Raw genomic sequence first — 20,930 nt, forward strand, 5'->3', positions numbered from 1 at the left:
TCAGCTTGGCTGTCATGCAGACAGCCTACGAACTTATCGAGTGAAAAACTGGAAGCTCTCTATGTTTCGCATGACTACTCTGGCACTGCTCGTTGGCAGCAGCACCCTTGCTTGGGCGCAAGATGATTCATTGAAATTGCCTGCCATTAAAATATCTACCTCTGCTTCCGAACCCAAAGAAGCGACCGCTATTAACCTGGACGAGACCATCGAGAGCGGCTCGCGTCTGGCTCTCAGTGCGCGTGAGAACCCTGCATCGGTCAGCGTCGCAGACCGCCAGACAATGGAGCGTGTCGGAGCGCGCAATTTTCAGGATGCCGCTAATGTGCTGCCTGGAGTGAATGCATCCGCACCACCTGGTTGGGGAGGTTATGTGGCCTATCGTGGTTTCAATGGTGCGCAGATCGGCCAACTGTTCAACGGTATCAATCTGCAATACGGTGGTGCCGCGCGTCCTGTCGGATCCTGGATTTACGATCGAGTCGAACTACTGGGCGGGCCATCTTCATTTCTCAATGGCAGTGGGGCGGTGGGCGGTAGCCTGAACTTCATCACCAGGTTGGCTAGCCGTGATAAGGATAGCGTCGAAGGAAGGGTGAGTTACTCGCGTTACGATAGCTGGGAAACCGCTATCGGCGTCAACCAGGCGCTCAACGAGGGGGACGGGGCTCGCCATTACGCGCGTCTGGATTACAGCCGCACGAACACCAATGGTTACATCGATCGACAGGAGAACGGAGCTGGCAATGTGGCCTTTTCTCTGTTGAGCGACATCAACGACCAGCTTTCTCACACTCTCGCCATTGAGTATCTCGAGGAGCAGGAAGACAGCCCGTACTGGGGCTCGCCGGTGTTACAGCCACTGAGCGGCAAACTGCATATCGACAAACACAACCGCTTCAAAAACTATAATGTTGATGATGGGCGCTACGAGCAGAGAACTCACTGGCTGCGGTCGATTACCAACTACCGCTTCGACGATGCTACCGGGTTGCGCAACACCTTCTATCACTATGACGGTCAGCGTGATTACCGCAATCTTGAGGTATATCGCTTCAACGCGGATAACAACGCCGTGGCCCGTTCTGCCGGCTATCGCCAGCGGCATGATCAGGAGGTCAACGGCAATCGTCTAGAACTGACGCACACGGGTGAGTTGTTTGGTAGGGCCAGTGACTGGGCCTTTGGCCTGGAATACAGCCGCAACAAGCAGGTCAACTATCCGCTGTCCATCAATGGGCCTTTCGGCGCTGCGGTAGACCCGGGTAGCTTCGATCCAGGTGAGTTTCTCGACATTTCCGGTATGGATGCCGCGCGTACCAAGGGCCGCAGCACTTGGACGGATACCACGTCGACCTTTATGGAGAACCGCACGCGCCTTACTGATCGTCTGGCATTGGTTACCGCGCTTCGCTATGAGCACATTGATTTCGAAATTGTTGATCACACAGCGCGCAACTCACTCAATCGTCGCTGGGACGCCTTCACCGGCCGAGCAGGTCTAGTCTATGACGTGACCGATAAGGCCAGCCTCTATACCCAGTACAGCACCTCGGCCGAGCCGCCAGGCGGAACCCTGACGAGCGCAAGCATCGGCCAAGTAGGCGACTTCGATTTGAGCACCGGACGCCAGATCGAAGTGGGTAGTAAATTCGACTTCCTAGATGGTCGCGGATCTGTCACGGCAGCAGCCTATCGAATCGTGCGCAAGAACATCTCTGTACCATCTTCCACGCTACAGAACACCACTGAGCAGGCCGGCCAGCAGACCTCAACGGGTATCGAGTTAGCGGCATCGTTCAAGATAACTCCCCAGTTGTTGGCTGCCGGTAATTTCGCTTGGGTGCGGGCTGAGTACGACGAGTTCAATGAAACTGTTGCCGGTGTGGTGCGTTCACGTAAGGGTAAGAACCCGGTGAACATTCCGGATCGTACCGCCAACCTCTGGCTGACCTACGATTTAGCACCGCAATGGCAGGTAGGCGCGGACGTACGCTACGTCTCTTCGGTCTATGCCAATACGGCCAACACCATGTGGGTGCCGTCCTATAAGGTCTACGGGATGCTCCTCAAGCACGACCTCGATGCTCATACAGAGCTGAGTGCGCGCCTGCGTAACCTTACTGACGAGACCTATGCCCGCTTCATTCATCAGACCAACACTCAGTATTACCTGGGTGAGCCGCGTAGCCTCGAATTAGCTGTGCAGTGGAGATACTGATGATACTCATCACTCGCTACCGCTCATGGAGTTCCCGATTGCCAAGGCAGTTGGCCGACGTTATCCCTCTGTCTGTCACGTCCATGCGACCGACCACGCCTGTTCGTAGCCTATGGCTCTCACAAGGAAATGTGATGCCCGTACTACCGGTTCGCTCTGGCACACTGCTGTCTTGCTTGTTCTTGCTCATGCCGCTAGGCCATTTGAAAGCTGCTGATGCGGTATATGGATTGCCCTCGAAGATCGAGCTGGATCCACTGAGTATTGTCGGCAACAAGGACAACGTGCAGCCAGACGTGACGAGTGCGCGCGAGAAGCTTGAGGGCCGGGCTGCTAGCACAGCAGTTGTCGATGCCCAAAGTTACCGTTATGGGCGAGCTACCACTGTGGTTGACGCCTTGGGCTTTGCACCGGGTGTTTTAGCTCAGAGTCGTCACGGCGATGAGGCGCGATTTTCCATTCGTGGCTCGGGAATTCAGCGTGGTTTCCTGATGCGCGGCATTCAGCTGTACCAGGATGGAATCCCGCTAAACCACACTGATGGGAGCGGTGACTTCCAGTCAATAGAGCCTCTGGCGGCGAAGTACATAGAGGTGTGGCGAGGCTCCAGCGGTCTGGAGTACGGCTCCAATGCCCTTGGAGGTGCGGTGAACTTTGTTTCACCCACCGGGCGAGATCATGGGCCTTTGCAATTGCGTACCCAGATTGGTGCCTACGATCAACGCCGTAATCAATTGGCTGTTTCTGGGGCCGGTGATGTCTTCGACGGTTTCCTGAGCATCACCGATAGCCATCAGGACGGTTATCGCGCGCAATCCGCAACGGACTCCACGCGTTACTTCGGCAATATCGGTATGCGTATTTCCCCAGATCTGGAGGGGCGTCTGTTCTTGACTCACCTCGAAAGCAAGATGGAAATGCCGGGGAGCATCACCAAAAGTGAGCTACGCAACTCACCCCGTTCAGCGGGTGCTGACTACGAACGCCTGAATGCACATAACGACTATCGTCTTGATCGAGCAGCACTGAAGCTGAGTTGGAATGCCTCTGAGCAGACTGAGGTAGAGACATCATTCTACGTGGCGGATCGCAAGCGAGATCATGCGATGACTTTTGCGATTCTGCAGCAGGATCTTATCGACACGGGACTGAGTGTCAGGATGACCAGTGAGCTCGGCCAGGCCGATCAGACTCGCAAGCTAACATTGGGCGCCTCTTACTCGCGTCTTGAAGGCGATGAGGATCGCTTCACCAATCCTGACGGTAAGCCAGGCGTCCTGACCCGCCAGAGCAATCTTGACGCTAATGAGAACGCTCTTTATGGCCAGTTTAAATACGGTCTAACCAGCCATTGGGCCATCGAGGTTGGCGCGCAGCTTGTGCAAGCTGAGCGCAAAACGACCTTCAAAGGGTTGCCTGCAATCAGTTACGACGAACGCTACGAGGGCATGAGTCCGAAGCTAGGCCTGCTTTTTGAACCTGATGAGAACACGCAGTGGTTCACGAGTGTGAGTCGTGGCTACGAAGCGCCTCCTTTTGGCGAAATCACGGTAAATACCCAGCCCCTCGCTGAAGATCAGGAGTCAACTACCTGGGAGTTCGGATATCGCCACCGCCGTGGTGATCTGCATCTAGATGCTGTGATTTACCGATCTTGGATCGACCGAGAGTTGTTGTCACTGACCGATAGCCAGGGCAATGCACTCGGAACGGTCAACGCAGACAAGACAATTCATCAGGGCTTAGAGCTGTACGCCAACGTACCTTTGGCCGAACGATGGTCAGTGCGTATGAACTATCTCTTCAACGACTTTAGGTTCGATGGCGATTCGGTTTATGGCGATAACCATCTGGCTGGGATTCCTCGCCAGTTTATGCGAGCAGAACTGCGCTGGTCGCTGTCCTCATGGCTTTACATTGCGCCCGCTTTCGAATGGTTGCCAGGCAAGACATACATCGATCACGCCAACACCTTGTCTGCCAGTGGATACAGCCTGCTTAATATGACTGTAGGTGGTGAGCTAGGCCGATATACCAGTTGGTTCGTCGAGGGGCGAAATCTTGCTGACCGCAACTACGCCGCGACAACAGCTGTGCAGGCTAACGTGAGGGGTGTGGACGGTGCTTATTACCTGCCAGGCGATGGCCGTAGCGTGTATTTGGGCTTGGAATGGCGTCTATGACCGCGTCACCGCAATCCGATCACTCGGCAACATCATGACCTCTGCAGGCAGCGTCGCAGCATGCGATTGCTGTCTGCTTTTAGCAGAACGCCGGCTATGTGCTGACGTGGCGAATCGAACCGCGAAGACGCTGGTGTTGCTGCCGAATAATCAATCTTCACAGCGCACTAATTGCTAGCAGACCAGCCGTTCAATTACGGCGATCTACTGCGCTATGGCCCGGCAACAATGCAAGTGCGACACCGCCTAGAACGACTGCTGAGATCAATAAAAGATGAAGCGATATCGGCTCGTTCAAAATCAGCACGCCCGCAAGCGAAGCCATGATTGGAACGCTTAGCTGAAGCGTGGCGGCTTGCTGCGAGCTGATGTATTTGACGGTACTGTACCAAAGCGCATAGCCACTACCTGATGCGAACACACCTGAAGCAAGCGCGTACATCACTCCAGGAACGCTCATGTTGAGGCCACTCCCAAATAACATTGCTGGAGTCAGTAAAAGCAAGAATGGAAGACACCTGGCAAAATTGCCGGCGGTTTCCGCGAGTGGATTCACCGCCGACTTTCCGAGCAGCGAATAGGCCCCCCATGCCACTCCGGATATTGTCATTAGCACTGCGCTACCCAGAGGAGGGGAGCTTGCGCTAGGCAGCAACAAGATAAGCAAACCGCACGAGGCTACTAACATGCCGATCACCACTTTCTTTCGAAAGCGTTCACCCTGCGCCCAGGAAAAGATGAACATTGTGACCTGCACCGCGCCGAACAAAATCAGGGCCCCCATACCTGCACCGAGCTGGACGTAGGCTATAGAGAAAAAATAGGCGTATACAAAAAGTGACAGGCCTCCCTTCCAGCTTCCACTTATTGCTACCTCGGGTGTGCGCAGCCTGATCAATAGCAATAGAAATAAACCGCCGCTGAGCAAGCGGATTGCCGTAAATGACTCTGGATCTATTTGCCCTTCCATCAACGCCTGACGGCAGAAAATCGAATTTGCCGCGAAGGCCACTAAGCACAAGATCACTTGGAGTATCCAGCGTGGGCGGCTAGGGCGGTCTTGATTAGCATTTGTATTTATTATCATTGCTAAGAACCAGGCAGGTAGAAAATCTTTACCGTAATCCAGATGTGAAGAACGCTAGAGCTGAAAAAAAACTGATCGGATGCCATATTTGGCTAAACGAAGGCTCTTCCACAACAAAGATTTTCTATGCCGTCAACTACTGCGGTTGGCGTCAGGTTAGCGGTACGAGACCTATACCACGATTCGTCTGAATTCGTTCATAGGCAGTCATAGCTGGGCGTGAAATGCGTGACTTCGAGTATTCGTTTAAAAAGGCGAACCCGTGGCGCTTGCCGATGAGTCGGAGTTCAACGACTCAAGGTGTAGCCGGGGAGCTGGGTTGTCCGCTGCAAGCTAAAGCTTGAGGAGTGGCGATAACGACTAGGCCTGAGATGGTGATTGGTTAGCTTCCACTAGCAACCAGTTTCGAAAGGCTTTCACTTTAGTCAGTTCAGCGCACTCCGGGCGGTAAACGACGTAGTAAGCCTGGGTCAAAGGGCAGTCCACGCCTTTGTCTGCAAACGGTCGCACCAGGCGACCCGCTGCTAAATCGTCCTTGACCATCACGCTTCGTGCGAGAGCCAGGCCTTGCCCGTCTATGGCCGCTTGTAGAACCGAAGCAGAGTTATTGATCCGCAGTCCATGGCTGGCATTGACGTGATTGAACCCAGAGGCGTCCAGCCACATTCGCCATGTTGGGTAGTCGCGGTCATTGGCCATTGAGAGATCATGGATCAGCGTAGAACCTTCCAAAGCCTTTGCTGTAAGTTTGCCCTTCTTCAGTCGTGCGTAGTCAGGGGCGCATACAGGGAACATGACTTCATCCATTAGGTGCTCGGCTGTGAGTCCTGGCCATTTCCCTGCACCGTACCTAACCCCCACATCGACACGCTCAACCTGAAAGTCTACGGATCGAGCGTTCGTGTCCAGGAGCACATCCAGATCTGGATAATCCTGTTGAAACCGCTCGATACGTGGCAGTAACCATTTTGATGCAAACGCCGGGCTTACCGTTACCGTTAGTCCTGCGTGCACGCCTGAGTCCTTCAAGCGAGTCAGTCCCATAGACAGTCGATCAAACCCTTCTCGAATATCGGGCAGGGCAGTCCGTGCTACGTCCGTCAGCATCAGACGAGCACTCCCGCTGCTTGCACGCAAGAACAAGGCAATGCCCAGCCATGACTCCAGGTTCCGAACTTGCTGCCCTACGGCAGCGGGCGTCACGTTTAACTCTGCAGCGGCTGCTGAAAAGCTCTGATGTCGCGCTGCGGCCTCGAAAGCTCGCAATGCATTCAGGTAGGCGGGAGTAGTCATTGATAGTTTTTCTGTCTCATGAGCGAAATCTTCTGCGTCGTCAGCTAGGGCACTTTTCTTCAGGATGCATGCCAAGCCAGTGATTACTACAGCGAATAGGCGAACTTAACATCCTACGCCGTTCCTCATTCGAAACCCGACGCCGGAGATTAAAGCATGCAAAGTTTTTCTAACAAGGTCGCTATCGTAACCGGAGGCAGCTCGGGCATCGGCAAAGCAGTTGCGAAACGTCTCGTTCATGCAGGCGCCTGCGTAGTCATCGGCGGCCGAGATGAAGTAAAACTTGCGCAAGCGGCATTGGAAATTGATGCTTCAGGCCAAAAGATACGCACTTACGCTGGCGATATTGCACATCTAGCCACGGCAAAAGCTTTGGTTGATGCCGCAGTACACAACTTTGGTGGCGTCGATATCCTGATCAACAACGCAGGCATCTTCAATCCAAAGCCATTTCTTGAGGTGAGTCCGCAAGAGTACGACTCTTTCCTGGACATCATCCTGAAAGGCAAATTCTTCATGGCTCAAGCGGCAGCAAAAGCCATGCTCAAGCGTGGAGGAGGGGCAATCGTGCAAACAGGATCCCTCTGGGCTATCCAAGCCGTCGGTGCAACCCCGTCTGCCGCGTACTCTGCAGCAAACGCTGGTGTACATGCGCTGACACGTAACCTTGCGTTGGAACTCGCAAGCTCCAACATACGCATCAACACCGTAGCCCCTGCGGTAGTTGAGACGCCGGTTTACGGAACGTTCATGGACGCTGATCAGGTTGAAAAGGTACTGCCGACTTTCAACGCGTTTCACCCGCTCGGGCGTAATGGGCAGCCTGCAGACGTAGCCCAGGCTATTTTGTTCCTTGCTTCAGATGAGGCGTCTTGGATCACCGGGACTGTATTACCGGTCGATGGTGGCGTCACTGCAGGACGTCATTAATGAGTTTGACGAGTTAGGTTTGTAATCAATGACGGCTGGTCAATGAGGCTGTCACGGGCCACGTCTTTTGCTTGGGGCGCAGTGTTAGGGATACTAAAACCTTAAGTCTTTGGCGTCCCCGAGTGATAGAAACAGGGGCCCGGAGGCCCCAATAACTGAGCCGTCTGCCATTTAGGCCGACAGGTACTCATCCACGGATTTGACGGTAGCGTAGCCGAACTCAAAGGCTGCCATCATCGTCGCATGCGCGTGAGCGGCAGGAACATTTACACCGCCAAATGACAGATCCAGAGTGGCGCAGGCATCATGCAATACGGTAACTGGATAGCCCATGTCCACGGCTGCGCGCACCACGGCATCGATGCACATGTGGCTCATCGCACCTATGACCACGACCTCTTGGACACCAGAGGCTTCCAAATGCTGCTTAAGGTCAGTTTCCCTGAAAGCATTTATGTGTTTTTTCACGATCACATGTTCTTGACCTTCAGGAGCTACAGCTAGCTGAATTTCTCCGCCGTCGGATCCTTTGGCAAAGATCGGAGCGTGCTCATCGGACTCATGCCGGATGTGGAAAACGGGAACATCTATATCGCGCGCTTGACTGATCACCCGAACAGCATTCGCGACCGCCGCTTCGATGCCAGTTAACGGCAGTTTGCCGGTGGGCAGATATTCGTTTTGCAGGTCAACTACTAAAAGGCCACGTTTCATTAACGATCTCCGGTCAGGCTATCCAGGCATTTGGATAGGGTAGTGACTCCTGAGGTCGAGAGGCAAAGCGTCTGCCTCTATGCGACCCCATTAGGTTTAAGTCAGAATTCTAATGAAGTGCCGTCTTCTGGAATATCTACGCGATTCTCAATGCCTTGGTTCTTGACGTATGTACGCAGCTCTTCCCGGGTTAGGGACATATGATTAATTGCGTCCATATGCACAGCGACAATTTGCGCGTTTTTCGCGGCCTTTGAGGCGCGCAGAACGTCTTCCTCACCCATGATGATCGACCCGTCATATCCGCTCATCATTGCTTTACCGGCATTTAGAACAATGACTTCGGGATGATATTTCTCAATGGTCTGGTCGACCTCTTTACGCCATACAGTGTCACCGGCTAAGTAGAGGGTTTTGTAACCTGGAGCTTGAAAAACTACTCCCATGGCTTCACCCAGTGGTTTCGCGAGTGCTGGCACGGCATACATTTCGTCAGTGCCATGCTGGCCACCTGTCTTGATGATTTTTACTCCGCCGAATTCAGCTTCATCTGTCAGCACGCGCACGTTCTTGAAACCCTGGGAGCGGATCAACTTCGCATCGTCTTCATGCTGGGTGAACAGAGGAATATCTTTAGGCAGCGCTTTTTGAGCGGCATCGTCCCAGTGGTCAAGATGCGTATGAGTCACGATTACGGCGTCTACACCAGAAATTACCTTCTCGGGCGATTCGGTCAGATCGACCAAGGGGTTGCGCAGGTTGCTCCGATAAGTGTTTTCAAATCCAGGATAGGTGCCTTTTTTTGCAAGCATTGGGTCGACCAGGAAGGTAGTGCCGCCGTATGAGATTCGCACCGTCGCATTGCGAACTTGCTTCAAATCTACTTTATGAGATAAATCAGGCGCTTTGGGTGCGCTTGTGTCCGCGAATGCTGGTGTGGCCGCTGCGGCGGTAGCAATGATGAAGGCAAGGGAAAGAGGTGTGAGATTCACGAGATTAATCCTGCTAAGACATTGATGACAGCATTCTTGCCTAATATATTGGCGCCCAACAGTGGCCTGAATGACACATTTCGATATAATCGGGCCAAGCTCCCATCGCTTTAGAAATTGGGATGGGCGGTGTACTCGTTTCTTTCGTGAAAGTCCGTGGGCGCGAGCCATCGTCATTGCTCCTTTTTGGCGGTTGATGCGATCCAGTAAGCGCTCAACCCGAGGCTGCCAGATGCAAACCATACGTGTTGCCGTACTCGCTTTTAACGGCGTAAGCCTGTTCCATCTTTCTGTACCGGGCATAGTGCTTGGAACGGCGCAATCGGCGCCTGGTGAGCCCCAATACGAGGTGAATTACTGCGCAGAGGCTCCAGGGATGGTGAGTAGCGATCAAGGCATCGGCTTGGTTGTTCCTCATGGCTTGGAATTGATGGAGGCATCCGATGTGATTGTCATTCCTGCGTGGGGGGATCAATCGGTCGCGGCGTCTGCACATCTTGTTGCAGCCTTACAGCTCGCAGATGCCCAAGAAAAGCTGATCGTTGGGTTATGCCTTGGGGCATTTGTGCTCGGTGATGCAGGGTTACTTAATGGGAGGGAAGCGACTACTCACTGGGCGGTCAGAGACGAGTTTGCGCGGCGCTTTCCTGACGTTCGTTTCAGGCCTGAGGTGCTCTATGTCAGTGATGGCAATATCGTGACTTCGGCGGGAACCGTGGCGGCAATTGACTGCTGCCTGCATCTGATACGACAGCGGTTTGGTGCTGACGTGGCGAATCGCACAGCTAAGATGCTGGTTACGCCGCCGCACAGACAGGGTGGCCAGGCTCAATACATCGAGCATCCTGTACCCCAACTGTCGAGTGAGACACATCTGTCCGCTGTGTTGGCATGGGCGCGAATGAACCTAGCAGATGATCTGTCGCTCGATGTTTTGGCAGATAGAGCGAAAATGAGTAGGCGCACGTTTACCCGACGCTTCAAAGAGGCCACTGGCAGCACCGTCTCTAAATGGGTAAATGTTGAGCGTGTTGCCAGGGCACAACAACTGCTCGAAACGACAGATTTACCCATTGAGTGCGTGGCCGGTGAGGCAGGCTTTGGCACTCCATTATCCTTGAGACAGCAATTCGGCACTCAGCTTGGCACTTCGCCGTCTGAGTATCGGCGAATGTTTTTTGGTGAGATGAAGCTTGAAGATAAATCATAGGGCACTGCAAGTTTTTAGAGCTCGAGGTCAATCCCATGCTTGTAGGTAACGTATAAGTCTCAGAGAATCACAACCTCCTGTTAAGGCTTGGTTTCAAGGAGGCGATCAATTAAATGACTTGAATCGCTCCCGATATTCCTTGGGTGTGACAGAGTATTTTTTTGTAAAGCCACGAATAAAGGTAGATTCATCACCCAAGCCGCATTTACCAGCAATCGTCTTAAGTGGCGTCTTCGAGGTGACAAGTAGGTGGCAAGCTGCTTCTAAGCGTACCTGTTCTACCATCTTGCTGGGGGTTGAGCCCATGGATTCGCTGTATCTTCGCGAAAATGTTCTTTCACTCATATTCATGAAGTTTGCTAAGGATGATATCGATAGATCACCTGTGAGATTGTTATTCATCCATGCGTGAAGATCTGAGAATTGACTGCTTCTGGATTGTAGCGTTAACGATGAACTGAACTGATTTTGATCTCCGGGACGTTTCAGAAACACAACCATGTGTCGTGCCACTTCAAGCGCTGCAGCATGGCCCAAGTCTGCCTCAACCATTGCAAGAGCTAAGTCGATACCGGAGGTAACACCCGCCGAAGTCCATAATTCTCCGTCATTGACATAAATAGGCCCGCGCATAACTTTTATAGAAGGAAAATCTAGCTCCAGCTTTTCATAGGCAGACCAATGTGTTGTAACGCTTCGCCCGTTTAATTTCTTGGCAGTTGCCAGTGCAAATATCCCTGTGCATACCGAAACTAGGCGCTTAGCTCTATCTGCGTGCTTTACAAAGTGTGTAAGAAATTTCGAGTGTTTACAAAACTCCAGTATTCCAGGCCCGCCTGGAATGATGAGTGTATGCGCCGTAGGCGATTCTGCTTCCAGCACCACTGCGTTTAGCGAGAGGTTAGAGAATATCGCTGTCTCGGAGTCTAACGCTAGTATAGATAAAGCGTAGGGCGGATGATTAGGATGCGCAAAATGGTTTGCAGCGATAAACACATCCAAGGGGCCAGCCAGATCTAGCAAGCTAACCTCAGGATAGACGATGAATTGTATCAACTTCGCTGGCATTTAGATCAACTCCTCCCAAGAGGCGCTCCCTTGGATCGTTGTGATTTTGGCAGAAATCGCAAGCGTTTTGTCATTTTTTTACCCGATTTTCGTATAATGTGCTTCTAATCTTGAACGGTGCAGCTGAGTGCAATGCGACGAAGAAGCTTCTTGGCAGTTCCTGAACGCACTTGAGCGCCTTGCTTCCTACCTAGGTTGCTAACGCAGCCAAAAATAGCTTCAATTTGGAGTGTGTCCAATGTCGGGCCTGATGAAAAGCGCTATGGGATTTGAAGTTAATATGGATGATGATCTTGAAGGTAAGATCTCTGATATCCTTGGTTTGGTTGAGCGAAACTCTTCGGGTCTCGCTAAGTGTGAGCTGAAGAAAGTTGCGGAAGGAAACAGCTGGATAGTCGAGTGCTTGTGGAATGATGAACAAGCAATGCATGCTCACTTCCTGTCCTGTCAACTGCAAGAACTGATAGGGTTACTTGTTTCTAGATCCCGCAAAATTGTGTTTGAGTGTGATAGCAAATAAAATTCCAACTCCATCGCAGATGTGCGTAGAGAGGGCGCAGGTCATAGTTCAAGACTTATTTCGCAAGCTAGTAGCAGACAAAATTTATTTCGCACGGCTTGCGCAGACGTTTGGCAGGGTGGCAGCCGCATGTCGTGCTTCGTAATCTCTAAGTTAAAGCTAAGCGCGGACTATTTTATCTTAACCCTTTCATAGGTCTGAGATGCGTCGCGACTAATCGCTGCAGTGCCGCCGGTGCAGTTTTGGCATAAATTGCCAGCATTTTGGCCGTTTCCTTCTGGCAATTAAAATTACAATAATTTCATTGAGGGCGAGAATAAATATTTTTCGACACTGTGTTTATTTGTGCCCGGCGTCCAATGCTTTTTTAACTGTAGGAAATCTAACGTGCAAAATCTCCCGTCACTATCAGATTTATGGAAAAGTAATTGTCCAGCTGGAAGGTTTAAAGTATTTCTTGTTGCGACTCTTCTCGTATTGATTTCAGGCTGTGCTGTTGATAAGTTTGATAGCAGTAATCGAGCTGGGACTACAGTCCCTGCCAGTTTGCCGAATGGCCCAGTTGCTCTCATGATGAGCGACTCTGCAATAGAAACAGCAAAAGAGCTAGAGGCCTACAATCGCCATTACAAATCAGGGTTAACTGCCGGTCTGTATATGAGCTCCATCCGTGAAGCTTACGCGGAAACCTCAGACCCTGAACGCAGCGTTGCAGAGGTCACACGAATGCTGGAGGCCCGGTTTGGGAAAGTGCAACGAGTTCACTCACTTGAAGAGGCCTCGCGCACTGGCTTCAAGCTGGTTGCGAAACTGGATATTCGGACAAGGCTTATCAGCGATCGTTCTTCGGATCCAGCCTCTTATCTATCGCTAGATTTCTACAATGCAAGTCAACAATACCTGGGGACGGTACAAAGTATGAGTCGTCGCACCTTGACTCCAGTGTGGACAGGTTACAAACGTGAAAAGGAAATAGTGTCCGATATACGACAACAAGGTGAAATTCAGGCACACGCTTTAGAGTTACTTAAGGAGACGCTCGCTAGCATTCCGGCGAAAAACTAGGCTTGCGCTCACGTAAATTTCTTGAGCACCGTATCGAAGTGTACGAGAGCCCTAGACTTGGTGGCGCGTATGCTTTTCGCCACCACAGCGGATTGAGGTGAGAAGTCCAGGCAGACTGTGAATTAAAGCGTTGAGCATCTCGCACCACGACCTCCGGGCGAGATGCATTTTCATGAGCTACGCGAAGAAGGTGACGAGGCCTAGGGTTAAGTCACCGCGATGATACGGAGCTGGGTGTTGCTTGCAGCTGTGTCCTGCTTGCGTCAATAAATATGCGCAGTTCATTGATTGGCAGAGGTTTGGCGAAGAACCATCCTTGCGCCATGTGCACACCCGCTTCAAGTAGGATATCCCGCTGTTTTTCAGTCTCAACACCTTCAGCAATGAGCTTAAGACCGAGAGCCTTGGCAATTTCGATAATGTGGAACCAAAGCGGACAGTTGCTGCGGTGATTGCCTATCCCGTCCACGAATGACTTGTCAATCTTCAAGTAGTCCAGCTCATACGTGGACAGGTATGACAAACTAGAATTGCCGATTCCGAAGTCATCGATGGCAATTTCAAAGCCACTCTCCCGAATTGATGCCACCACCTTCTTCGCCTTAACCGGATCCATCAAGCCACGTTCGGTGACCTCTATCAGGATATTTTCGGGACTACCCCTCGTTACGCGAATGAGGTTGAGAAGATGCTCCTCGGTTTTCTCGGAATGTAGATCCTCAACGGAGAGGTTGATTGCTATGTGAAACTTAGGGATGTCTGTGAATAGCCGGCCAACGTCCTCAGCAACCAGTTCCATAACCTGTGCAGTGACTTGTCGGATTAGCCCGTCTGCTTCCGCTGCCGGGATGAAATTGTCTGGGCTAATGATGCCTCTTTCCGGATGATTCCATCGAATTAGCGCCTCGGCGCCTATGCATTCACCAGTACGCATATCGACGACGGGTTGGTACACCAGAAAAAACTCTCGCCTCTTGAGCGCGCGCACCAGCTGTGATCTGAATGACAGTCGGCAGCGGGCGAAAGCAAACAGGATGCAGGCGCTGACCAAACCGGCTAGAAAGCCTCCAGCGAGATAGCTCGGCATTGCTGCTCGAATCATCTGATTGACACGCGCTGCAGGCATTGCAGCTAATACCGAGGAGTAAGCATCGCTGCCTGCCTGAATAAAGACGAAATATTCATCATCGAAGAACGATATAGATTTGCCTTCGTAGCGGGTCAGCCATTCCTGCCTAAAAGCGCCTCTGGAGTACGCAAGTATTCGATTACTGTTTCGAAAGCGTGTAATAGCGATTTCGGGATGATCACCGCCCACATCTATTACTAGCTCAGGCGAAATAATTGCTGCGTACCCATCTAGTTCTGTAACGACAAACGTAGTGTTAGGGGCGTTAGGGAACACCATGCGATTCCAACGACGGCTTCCGGTAGCCGTCGTATGATTGGCTGGCCCCAGAAAGATCTCAGCGTTAGCGCCAGGCAGGGTTGAGCACAGCATGCTATCACCCTGAATGTACGCCAGTTCTTTCAAATAGCTGGCTTTAAGTAACTCAGCTTGCATCAGCGCGAGATGATCAGGCGAACAGGGTATCAAGGCGGCAGTGCTTTGCGCTCTGAAGGCTCCATCGACTTGAGCCTGGGTCACGGCGGAGCGTTGAATGACCTCGTTGATGGCCGTCTTCAATTCAAAGCTTGCCTTGTCCTTGGCGTTCCTGATGGCAAGGTAGGAGAAGAAAGCGATGAACATGAACAACAAACTTGATGCACCGAGCAACGCAAGGTTTTGCACTACCGATCTACGCATGCGGGGAGTTTCCAGATGGGGATCGTCGTTGCACCGCTAATGGAGTCGGGGAGTCCGTAAGGTTGGTGCCGGTGCAAATGGTAAATTGCCTCAACAGAGACTCCTTTCTAGTATCGAGGCTACTTACTGGCACAGTGCCGAATAGCAAAAAATGCTGCGAATTTTACCGACCCATTGGCTTAACCCCAAGTAAAAGATGTGCGATGTCCTATGGCTCAGCCTGCTGCATTTCTTACAGCGGCTAGAAGCGCTTGCAGGGGGTGTAAAACAGTTACACCATCCATTCGTTTAACTTGGCTTCGGCATGAATATCCGTCGGCCACCAACCGTCCAGAAGCATGAAGCTTTGTCACTAGCGGTGCCCAGGACTGATTGTAAATCACCGCAGAGGTGACGGCGTTCTTCGTCTCATGTCCATAGGTGCCGGACATGCCGCAGCAACCGCTGGCTTGTAAGATCAGCTTCAGTCCCATTCGCTCGTAAACTTTCTGCCAAAGGCCAATACTGCTCGGTTCATTACTCTTTTCAGTGCAGTGGGGAAGAAAGTAATAAGGAGCATCTTCCTTGACGCTTTGAGCCTGTGGGAGCGCATCCGCGAGCCACTCCTGCGGCAGCAGAACGGTGGGCGCATTGTCACTGCCTAGCGTCTTCGCATACTCCTGGCGATACACCAGTGTCATCGCGGGATCGAGCCCCACCAGTGGTATTTCGTAGACTTGAAGCTGGTGCAACGCTTCGCTGTTGAAATATGCCGCTTTTTCAAAGGCCCTGATGAAGCCCTGCACTTGAAGCGGTTTGCCGTTGGGCGCAAACGGGGCGATATAGACTTGGTAGCCAAGTCTTGAGATCAGTTCTATCCAATCCGATAACACGGGGGTTTCGAAGAAACGAGTGAAGGCATCCTGGACGACAATTACGCTTCGAGCACGCTGTTCTTTACTCAGTGTCCACAGAAGATCAGGCGTTGCGATTTCAACTTCCCAATGGCGACAGACAGCGTCGAAGTCCGTGATGCTGAGCAATGGGCTATCGACCATCCCGGCCATATGCTCAAGCATGAAGCGTACGGGGCGGGCGCCCATGACAGAGTTGTATAGGCGTGGGAAGCGTGCGATGTAAGGAATCGTGTATTCAAGTGAGCCGATAAGGTAGTCCTTCAGCGGACGCAGATAGCGGCCGTGATACAGCTCCAGGAATCGAGAGCGGAATTCAGGCACGTTGACTTTGACCGGACATTGCCCAGCGCAGGACTTGCATGCAAGGCAGCCAGCCATTGCCTCATAGACTTCGTGAGAAAAATCTTGTTGCCCCATTTTTTGCGCGACCGTATTAACCGCTCGTTTTGCGAGGCTAGCGATGTTGCTGGTGGATCGTATGTGGTCACTTGCCGCTAACACGTCAATGTCTTGCTGACCTTGAAGTCTCAGCCATTCGCGGATCAGAGAGGCTCGCCCTTTAGGTGAGTGAACCCGGTCACGGGTACCCTTCCAGGAAGGGCACATGGCGTCGTCTGGATCAAAGTTGTAACAGGCTCCGTTGCCGTTGCAGTGCAATGCAGTGTCGTAACTGCGCCAAACCCGCTCATCTATGGTGCGATCAAGTTCACCGCGCAACGTCACCTCGTCAACCCGCGTCAACCGGGTATCCGGCAGCGTTTTGGGTGTTGCGATTTTACCGGGATTGAGTTGATTCCAGGGGTCAAAAGCCGCTTTCAACGCCTGCAGTGCCGGATAGAGCTCACCGAAGTAATCCGGGACATATTGGGATCTCAATCCTTTCCCGTGCTCACCCCATAGCAAGCCTCCGTGTTTTTGAGTCAAGGCCGCAACGGCGTCGGAAATGGGGCGGATCAGAGCAGCCTGTGCTGGGTCTTTCATGTCGAGGATCGGTCGCACGTGCAGTACGCCGGCGTCCACATGGCCAAACATGCCGTACTGCAATTGGTAGCTGTCCAGCAGCGCACGGAACTCTTGAATGAAGTCAGCAAGGTTCTCCGGCGGTACAGCAGTGTCCTCAACGAAAGGCTGCGGCCTGGCCTCACCTTGAACATTGCCCAGCAGCCCAACCGCTCGTTTACGCATCGCATAGATGCGCTTCAGCGCATCGGTACCGACGGCGAGCGTGTGGCCCAGGCGCAGCACGGAACTGTCGCGCTGCAGGTGTAAGACAAAATCATGAACTCTTTGCTGGACAGCGGCTTCATCGTCGCCGCTGAACTCAATGAGATTGATGCCCAAGGTCGGTCTGTCAGGATTTTCAGGGAAGTATTCAGCGACGCCGTGCCAGACGATGTCTTTCATCGCCAGCATTAGCACTTTGGAGTCAACGGTTTCAATCGACAATGGCTTGAGCAGCATCAGTGCCTTTGCGTCGCGCAAAGCCTCCATGAAGCCGGCGTAACGGACATTGATTAGAATCGAATACTTTGGGATTGGCAGGACGTTAAGTTTGGCCTCCACGATGAAGCCTAGAGAGCCTTCAGAACCGCACAGCACACTGTTGAGGTTGAAGTGATCCCCTTGCTCGCGAAGATGAGCAAGGTCATAGCCAGTTAGGCAGCGGTTTAATTTGGGAAACACTCGCTCAATCAGATCGGCCTGGTTGTCTGCAATGTCGAGCGCACAGCGGTATACCTCACCGACTCGATCGCGACGTGCTGCTTCTTGCTTCAGTGATCCTGTTTCCAATGGTGCGCTGTGAAGTAACTCACCGCCCAGTAACACGGTGGAAAGCTCCAGCACGTGGTCACGAGTTTTTCCGTAGGTACAGCTGCCCTGCCCACTGGCGTCGGTATTGATCATGCCGCCAATGGTTGCTCGGTTGGATGTGGACAATTCCGGTGCGAAGAACAGCCCGTAAGGTTTGAGCGCAGCATTCAATTGGTCTTTCACTACGCCACTTTGAACGCGCACCCAGTGCTCTTGCGCATTGATTTCAAGAATAGAATTCATGTGACGTGACAGGTCGACGACGATGCCATCGGTCAACGACTGTCCGTTGGTGCCGGTACCGCCACCGCGTGGCGTCAGGACTACGGATCTATGCTTCGGATCCGCCGCCAGGGCCGCGAGAATCTCTACATCTTGAGCGTCCAGAGGGAATACGGCTGCCTGAGGTAGTCGCTGATAAATAGAGTTGTCAGTTGCAAGCACTGTCCGCTGACCATAGCTTTGGGCGACGTCCCCTCGGAAGCCAGCGTTACCAAGCTGCGTTAGAAAATCGTCATGGTTCACGCCTTGTTTTTCGGACGGAAGCAAGCGTGCGATCATTATAAAACTCCAACCGGGATGCGGTGTTTTGACTGACTAACGTGTCGGAAGTAGGTGGGCAATGCCCTTGAGTCTGTTCGTACGATCAGGAGTCAAAGCCGTACAGGTTCACCGCGTTATCTCGAAGGATGAGTCGCCGGTCGCTTTCCTCGGGTGCCCATATCGCTAAGAGATCGAGGATCTGTGCATCGTCAGGTTTCTCAGATTTCATTGTTGGATGAGGCCAGTCGCTGCCCCACATGATCCTGTCGGATCTGAGTTTCACGAGTGCTGAAGCTACTTGCCCGAAATCGGAGTATTCAGGCGGGCCGATTTTCGAAGTGTTATAGGGGGCAGAAAGTTTCGTCCACACGCGACCTGTGGCCAGTAGTCTCGAAAGCGCTGCAAAGCCTTCGGAGGAAACTCCGCCGGGCTGAGCAAGTTGCCCCAAATGGTCGATCACCAAACGGCATGGCAGTTTCGATAACCTAGATTCCAGCGCCGGTAATTGTTCGCCGGGCGACACCAGTTGAATGTGCCAGCCAAGTTCGTTGACCCTAGAGGCGAGGCGTTCCATCTCGTCGATCTTGGTGCCACCGAAGCTCAGATTGAATCGAATTCCTCTTACCCCTGTTTGATTCAGCCTGTTCAGTTCCTCATCGGTTATCGTTGGCTCAATCACGGCCATGCCTCTTGCACTGCCGTTGCTCTGGATCAGCCCCTCAAGCATCAAACTGTTATCGAACCCATATGTTGAGGGCGTAACTATGATCATTCGTTCAAAGCCCAGGCGGCGCTGAAGGCGACGATAGTCCGTAAGAGTTGCCGTAGGTGGAGTTAATGTGGCACCAGCAACAGGTGGAACTCGATCATCATAAAGGTGGATGTGGCTGTCCACGCTTCCGGCCGGAACCTTTAGCCTGGGGATGTCATTGCCTTTAGACCAAGGCACATCTGCCCAAGCCGGCATTTGGCAATAAGCCGTTAGTGCTCCGGCAATTTGTATGAATCGACGTCGGTTAAACCGCATAAGAATTCATCGCTCGACTTTAGTAATGAGGCGCAGCTCTTCATAGGCTGTGATGTGCTGTTCGGCGTCAAAATGGCTAACAGTGCGAGACCATCGGTTTTCCGGACACGGATGTGTTAACGCGGTGGATAGTCGCAGTCGACGACTCAATGACATAAATGTCGGTGGTGCCGTCGCATGCAAAGGCTAGGTTTGTCGTGAGTAATCCAGCCGGTACTTTCACTCTTGCTTGGGGTTCGCCGATTGCGTTGAAGCCCCAAACCGAGCCAAGACCCGCATGTGCGATCCAGAGACCGCCCTCTGAATCCAGCGCCAGACCATCAGGGCCAACACCGCCAGACAGCTGGATGAAGTTGCCCACTTTTGCGGCGCCGTAGCCGGATAAAGGAACACGCCAAATGGCGTTCGCACGTGTCACCGCAAGGAGTAACGCGTCCTCGTCCAGGTTCATCACTAAGCCATTAGGGCTGGGGACGGCATCGAGAATGCAATCTATGCGCCCGCCATGCGTCATGCGGAACAAGCGGCCAGTTGGATCTTGCAATCCAGTCAAACCTTGATCGGTAAAGTAGAGGTCGCCGTTACGAGCGAAGAACAGGTCGTTCACGCCTTTAAAGCGCTCTACACCTGCGCGCTCGAGCAATGGCTTCACTTCTCCGGAGCCAGGTTCGTGAGTCATGATTCCGTGCTTGTAATCGGCGATAAAAACCAGCCCGTCCTCTCGGATTTTCAGCCCGTTCGGCCAGCCGTCGTATTCGACGGCAACCTTGAAGACACCCGCTTTATCGACATTGAGCAAGCGCCCGTTGACGATATCCACACACCAGAGCACGCCATTCCTATCAAAGGACGGGCCCTCCAGAAAGCTTTTGAATATATGCTTGCCCGGCTGCGCCAAACTCCAACTGGAGTTCCCGTCCCCCGTTTGAAGAGAAGAGGGGTAGGTGGCGAATACCTCAGTGAGAAGGAGTGGCGGCGACTCGTACATGGTCGGTCTCCTTTGCTTGGCCAATCGGTTTGCGCGTCAAAAACATTGAGACGATAGCGCCCAGAGCCAGGAGCACGCCGGCGATCACAAAACCATAGTGGTATTGATGGGTCATGGAGATCACATAGCCCGTGACGATAGGCGCAAAGATGCCAAATAAGTTACCGCCAGTGCTGATGACAGCGATGGCTGTTCCCGAGTCTTCCTTCGATGGGATCAGGTCGTTGATGAGCGACAGATTCGCGGCGACTGCGAGTTTCCAGGGAAGTCTGGATATGCTCCAGTCCAGACAGCTGCAGAGCTGCTTTTGAGGGCAAATGAAAAGGCCGGAACGATTCGTAGCGGAATTACTAACGACGACTTTTTTCTAGCCATCGCCGGAATATGGCAAATGGATGCCCAGACAGACTGGCGCCCCCGTCTCGCCAGATTGATGAATCTGGTAATGGATGGTCTATGCGCCGGCAGCCCCGAAAGCCTGAAACAAAGTAACGCCTGGCTGGCAGGTCATGATCTTCATAAGCCTTGAATTAACCTTCAAGCCCGTTCCCTAGGTGTGCACGCATTCATCTGA

General features: G+C 52.6%; 16 protein-coding genes and 2 pseudogenes. 8 read left to right on the top strand and 10 right to left on the bottom strand.

The window, feature by feature from the left end:
- The first annotated feature begins 61 nt into the window (after positions 1-61).
- The 3 genes and pseudogenes from ABRP31_RS14110 to ABRP31_RS14120 all read left to right on the top strand — a co-directional run.
- Entirely contained in the window at positions 62-2,221 is a 2,160-nt protein-coding gene (locus tag ABRP31_RS14110; protein WP_349970049.1) for a TonB-dependent receptor, read from the top strand.
- Between the two features lie 134 nt (positions 2,222-2,355).
- The gene (locus tag ABRP31_RS14115; RefSeq protein ID WP_349970050.1) at positions 2,356-4,404 is read left to right on the top strand and encodes a TonB-dependent receptor domain-containing protein; all 2,049 of its coding nucleotides are present in this window, start codon (positions 2,356-2,358) and stop codon (positions 4,402-4,404) included.
- Positions 4,405-4,429: 25 nt separating this feature from the next.
- Positions 4,430-4,619 (top strand): annotated as a pseudogene (locus tag ABRP31_RS14120) (GlxA family transcriptional regulator); the annotation flags it as partial.
- Here ABRP31_RS14120 and ABRP31_RS14125 read toward each other — a convergent pair.
- Positions 4,595-5,491, bottom strand: coding sequence for a DMT family transporter (locus ABRP31_RS14125; RefSeq protein ID WP_372489411.1), 897 nt, complete (start codon positions 5,489-5,491; stop codon positions 4,595-4,597). The pseudogene ABRP31_RS14120 and the gene ABRP31_RS14125 sit on opposite strands and share 25 nt — an antisense overlap.
- 360 nt (positions 5,492-5,851) lie before the next feature.
- Positions 5,852-6,784, bottom strand: coding sequence for a transcriptional regulator GcvA (gene gcvA, locus ABRP31_RS14130; protein WP_349970052.1), 933 nt, complete (start codon positions 6,782-6,784; stop codon positions 5,852-5,854).
- A gap of 156 nt (positions 6,785-6,940) precedes the next feature.
- On the opposite strand from gcvA, the gene ABRP31_RS14135 reads away from it, so the two are divergent.
- Positions 6,941-7,714, top strand: a complete 774-nt coding sequence (locus tag ABRP31_RS14135; RefSeq protein WP_349970053.1) for an SDR family NAD(P)-dependent oxidoreductase — start codon at positions 6,941-6,943, stop codon at positions 7,712-7,714.
- Between the two features lie 171 nt (positions 7,715-7,885).
- Here the strand turns inward: ABRP31_RS14135 and ABRP31_RS14140 are convergent, their stop codons facing one another.
- A complete protein-coding gene (locus ABRP31_RS14140; RefSeq protein ID WP_349970054.1) occupies positions 7,886-8,428 on the bottom strand; it encodes a cysteine hydrolase family protein in 543 nt (180 codons plus the stop codon).
- Positions 8,429-8,529: 101 nt separating this feature from the next.
- Positions 8,530-9,420 carry an MBL fold metallo-hydrolase gene (locus ABRP31_RS14145; protein ID WP_349970055.1) on the bottom strand — a complete coding sequence of 297 codons (891 nt, stop codon included), beginning with the start codon at positions 9,418-9,420 and terminating at the stop codon, positions 8,530-8,532.
- 232 nt (positions 9,421-9,652) lie between these two features.
- Between ABRP31_RS14145 and ABRP31_RS14150 the strand changes: the two genes are divergently transcribed.
- Complete coding sequence (locus ABRP31_RS14150) at positions 9,653-10,630, top strand: helix-turn-helix domain-containing protein (RefSeq protein WP_349970056.1); 978 nt, start codon at positions 9,653-9,655, stop codon at positions 10,628-10,630.
- 105 nt (positions 10,631-10,735) lie between these two features.
- On the opposite strand, the gene ABRP31_RS14155 is transcribed toward ABRP31_RS14150, so the two are convergent.
- Complete coding sequence (locus ABRP31_RS14155; protein ID WP_349970058.1) at positions 10,736-11,698, bottom strand: helix-turn-helix domain-containing protein; 963 nt, start codon at positions 11,696-11,698, stop codon at positions 10,736-10,738.
- Between the two features lie 238 nt (positions 11,699-11,936).
- On the opposite strand from ABRP31_RS14155, the gene ABRP31_RS14160 reads away from it, so the two are divergent.
- Both ABRP31_RS14160 and ABRP31_RS14165 read left to right on the top strand, forming a co-directional pair.
- Positions 11,937-12,218, top strand: coding sequence for a hypothetical protein (locus tag ABRP31_RS14160; RefSeq protein ID WP_349970059.1), 282 nt, complete (start codon positions 11,937-11,939; stop codon positions 12,216-12,218).
- A 387-nt stretch (positions 12,219-12,605) separates the two neighbouring features.
- Entirely contained in the window at positions 12,606-13,283 is a 678-nt protein-coding gene (locus ABRP31_RS14165) for a hypothetical protein (RefSeq protein ID WP_349970061.1), read from the top strand.
- Between the two features lie 211 nt (positions 13,284-13,494).
- On the opposite strand, the gene ABRP31_RS14170 is transcribed toward ABRP31_RS14165, so the two are convergent.
- From ABRP31_RS14170 to ABRP31_RS14190, 5 genes are all read right to left on the bottom strand, one after another.
- Positions 13,495-15,090, bottom strand: coding sequence for an EAL domain-containing protein (locus tag ABRP31_RS14170; RefSeq protein WP_349970062.1), 1,596 nt, complete (start codon positions 15,088-15,090; stop codon positions 13,495-13,497).
- A gap of 215 nt (positions 15,091-15,305) precedes the next feature.
- The gene (locus tag ABRP31_RS14175; RefSeq protein ID WP_349970063.1) at positions 15,306-18,359 is read right to left on the bottom strand and encodes an FAD-binding and (Fe-S)-binding domain-containing protein; all 3,054 of its coding nucleotides are present in this window, start codon (positions 18,357-18,359) and stop codon (positions 15,306-15,308) included.
- Between the two features lie 85 nt (positions 18,360-18,444).
- Complete coding sequence (locus tag ABRP31_RS14180; protein ID WP_349970065.1) at positions 18,445-19,236, bottom strand: amidohydrolase family protein; 792 nt, start codon at positions 19,234-19,236, stop codon at positions 18,445-18,447.
- A gap of 208 nt (positions 19,237-19,444) precedes the next feature.
- Positions 19,445-20,356 (bottom strand): SMP-30/gluconolactonase/LRE family protein, encoded by a 912-nt coding sequence (locus ABRP31_RS14185; RefSeq protein ID WP_349970066.1) that lies wholly within the window; start codon positions 20,354-20,356, stop codon positions 19,445-19,447.
- Positions 20,325-20,675, bottom strand: coding sequence for an MFS transporter (locus ABRP31_RS14190; RefSeq protein ID WP_349970174.1), 351 nt, complete (start codon positions 20,673-20,675; stop codon positions 20,325-20,327). Before ABRP31_RS14190 ends, ABRP31_RS14185 begins: the two co-directional genes overlap by 32 nt.
- Between ABRP31_RS14190 and ABRP31_RS14195 the strand changes: the two are divergent.
- Positions 20,607-20,885: pseudogene (locus ABRP31_RS14195) on the top strand (hypothetical protein); the annotation flags it as partial. The gene ABRP31_RS14190 and the pseudogene ABRP31_RS14195 sit on opposite strands and share 69 nt — an antisense overlap.
- Positions 20,886-20,930: the final 45 nt, after the last annotated feature.

It is taken from the genome of Pseudomonas caspiana (assembly GCF_040224095.2).
Classification (GTDB): Bacteria; Pseudomonadota; Gammaproteobacteria; order Pseudomonadales; family Pseudomonadaceae; genus Aquipseudomonas; species Aquipseudomonas caspiana.

Coding starts and splice junctions, on each gene's coding strand:
- ABRP31_RS14110 (WP_349970049.1), top strand. CDS start 62: ATGTTTCGCATGACTACTCTGGCACTGCTCGTTGGCAGCAGCACCCTT.
- ABRP31_RS14125 (WP_372489411.1), bottom strand. CDS start 5,491: ATGATAATAAATACAAATGCTAATCAAGACCGCCCTAGCCGCCCACGC.
- ABRP31_RS14115 (WP_349970050.1), top strand. CDS start 2,356: ATGCCCGTACTACCGGTTCGCTCTGGCACACTGCTGTCTTGCTTGTTC.
- ABRP31_RS14185 (WP_349970066.1), bottom strand. CDS start 20,356: ATGTACGAGTCGCCGCCACTCCTTCTCACTGAGGTATTCGCCACCTAC.
- ABRP31_RS14150 (WP_349970056.1), top strand. CDS start 9,653: ATGCAAACCATACGTGTTGCCGTACTCGCTTTTAACGGCGTAAGCCTG.
- gcvA (WP_349970052.1), bottom strand. CDS start 6,784: ATGACTACTCCCGCCTACCTGAATGCATTGCGAGCTTTCGAGGCCGCA.
- ABRP31_RS14175 (WP_349970063.1), bottom strand. CDS start 18,359: ATGATCGCACGCTTGCTTCCGTCCGAAAAACAAGGCGTGAACCATGAC.
- ABRP31_RS14160 (WP_349970059.1), top strand. CDS start 11,937: ATGTCGGGCCTGATGAAAAGCGCTATGGGATTTGAAGTTAATATGGAT.
- ABRP31_RS14140 (WP_349970054.1), bottom strand. CDS start 8,428: ATGAAACGTGGCCTTTTAGTAGTTGACCTGCAAAACGAATATCTGCCC.
- ABRP31_RS14170 (WP_349970062.1), bottom strand. CDS start 15,090: ATGCGTAGATCGGTAGTGCAAAACCTTGCGTTGCTCGGTGCATCAAGT.
- ABRP31_RS14155 (WP_349970058.1), bottom strand. CDS start 11,698: ATGCCAGCGAAGTTGATACAATTCATCGTCTATCCTGAGGTTAGCTTG.
- ABRP31_RS14135 (WP_349970053.1), top strand. CDS start 6,941: ATGCAAAGTTTTTCTAACAAGGTCGCTATCGTAACCGGAGGCAGCTCG.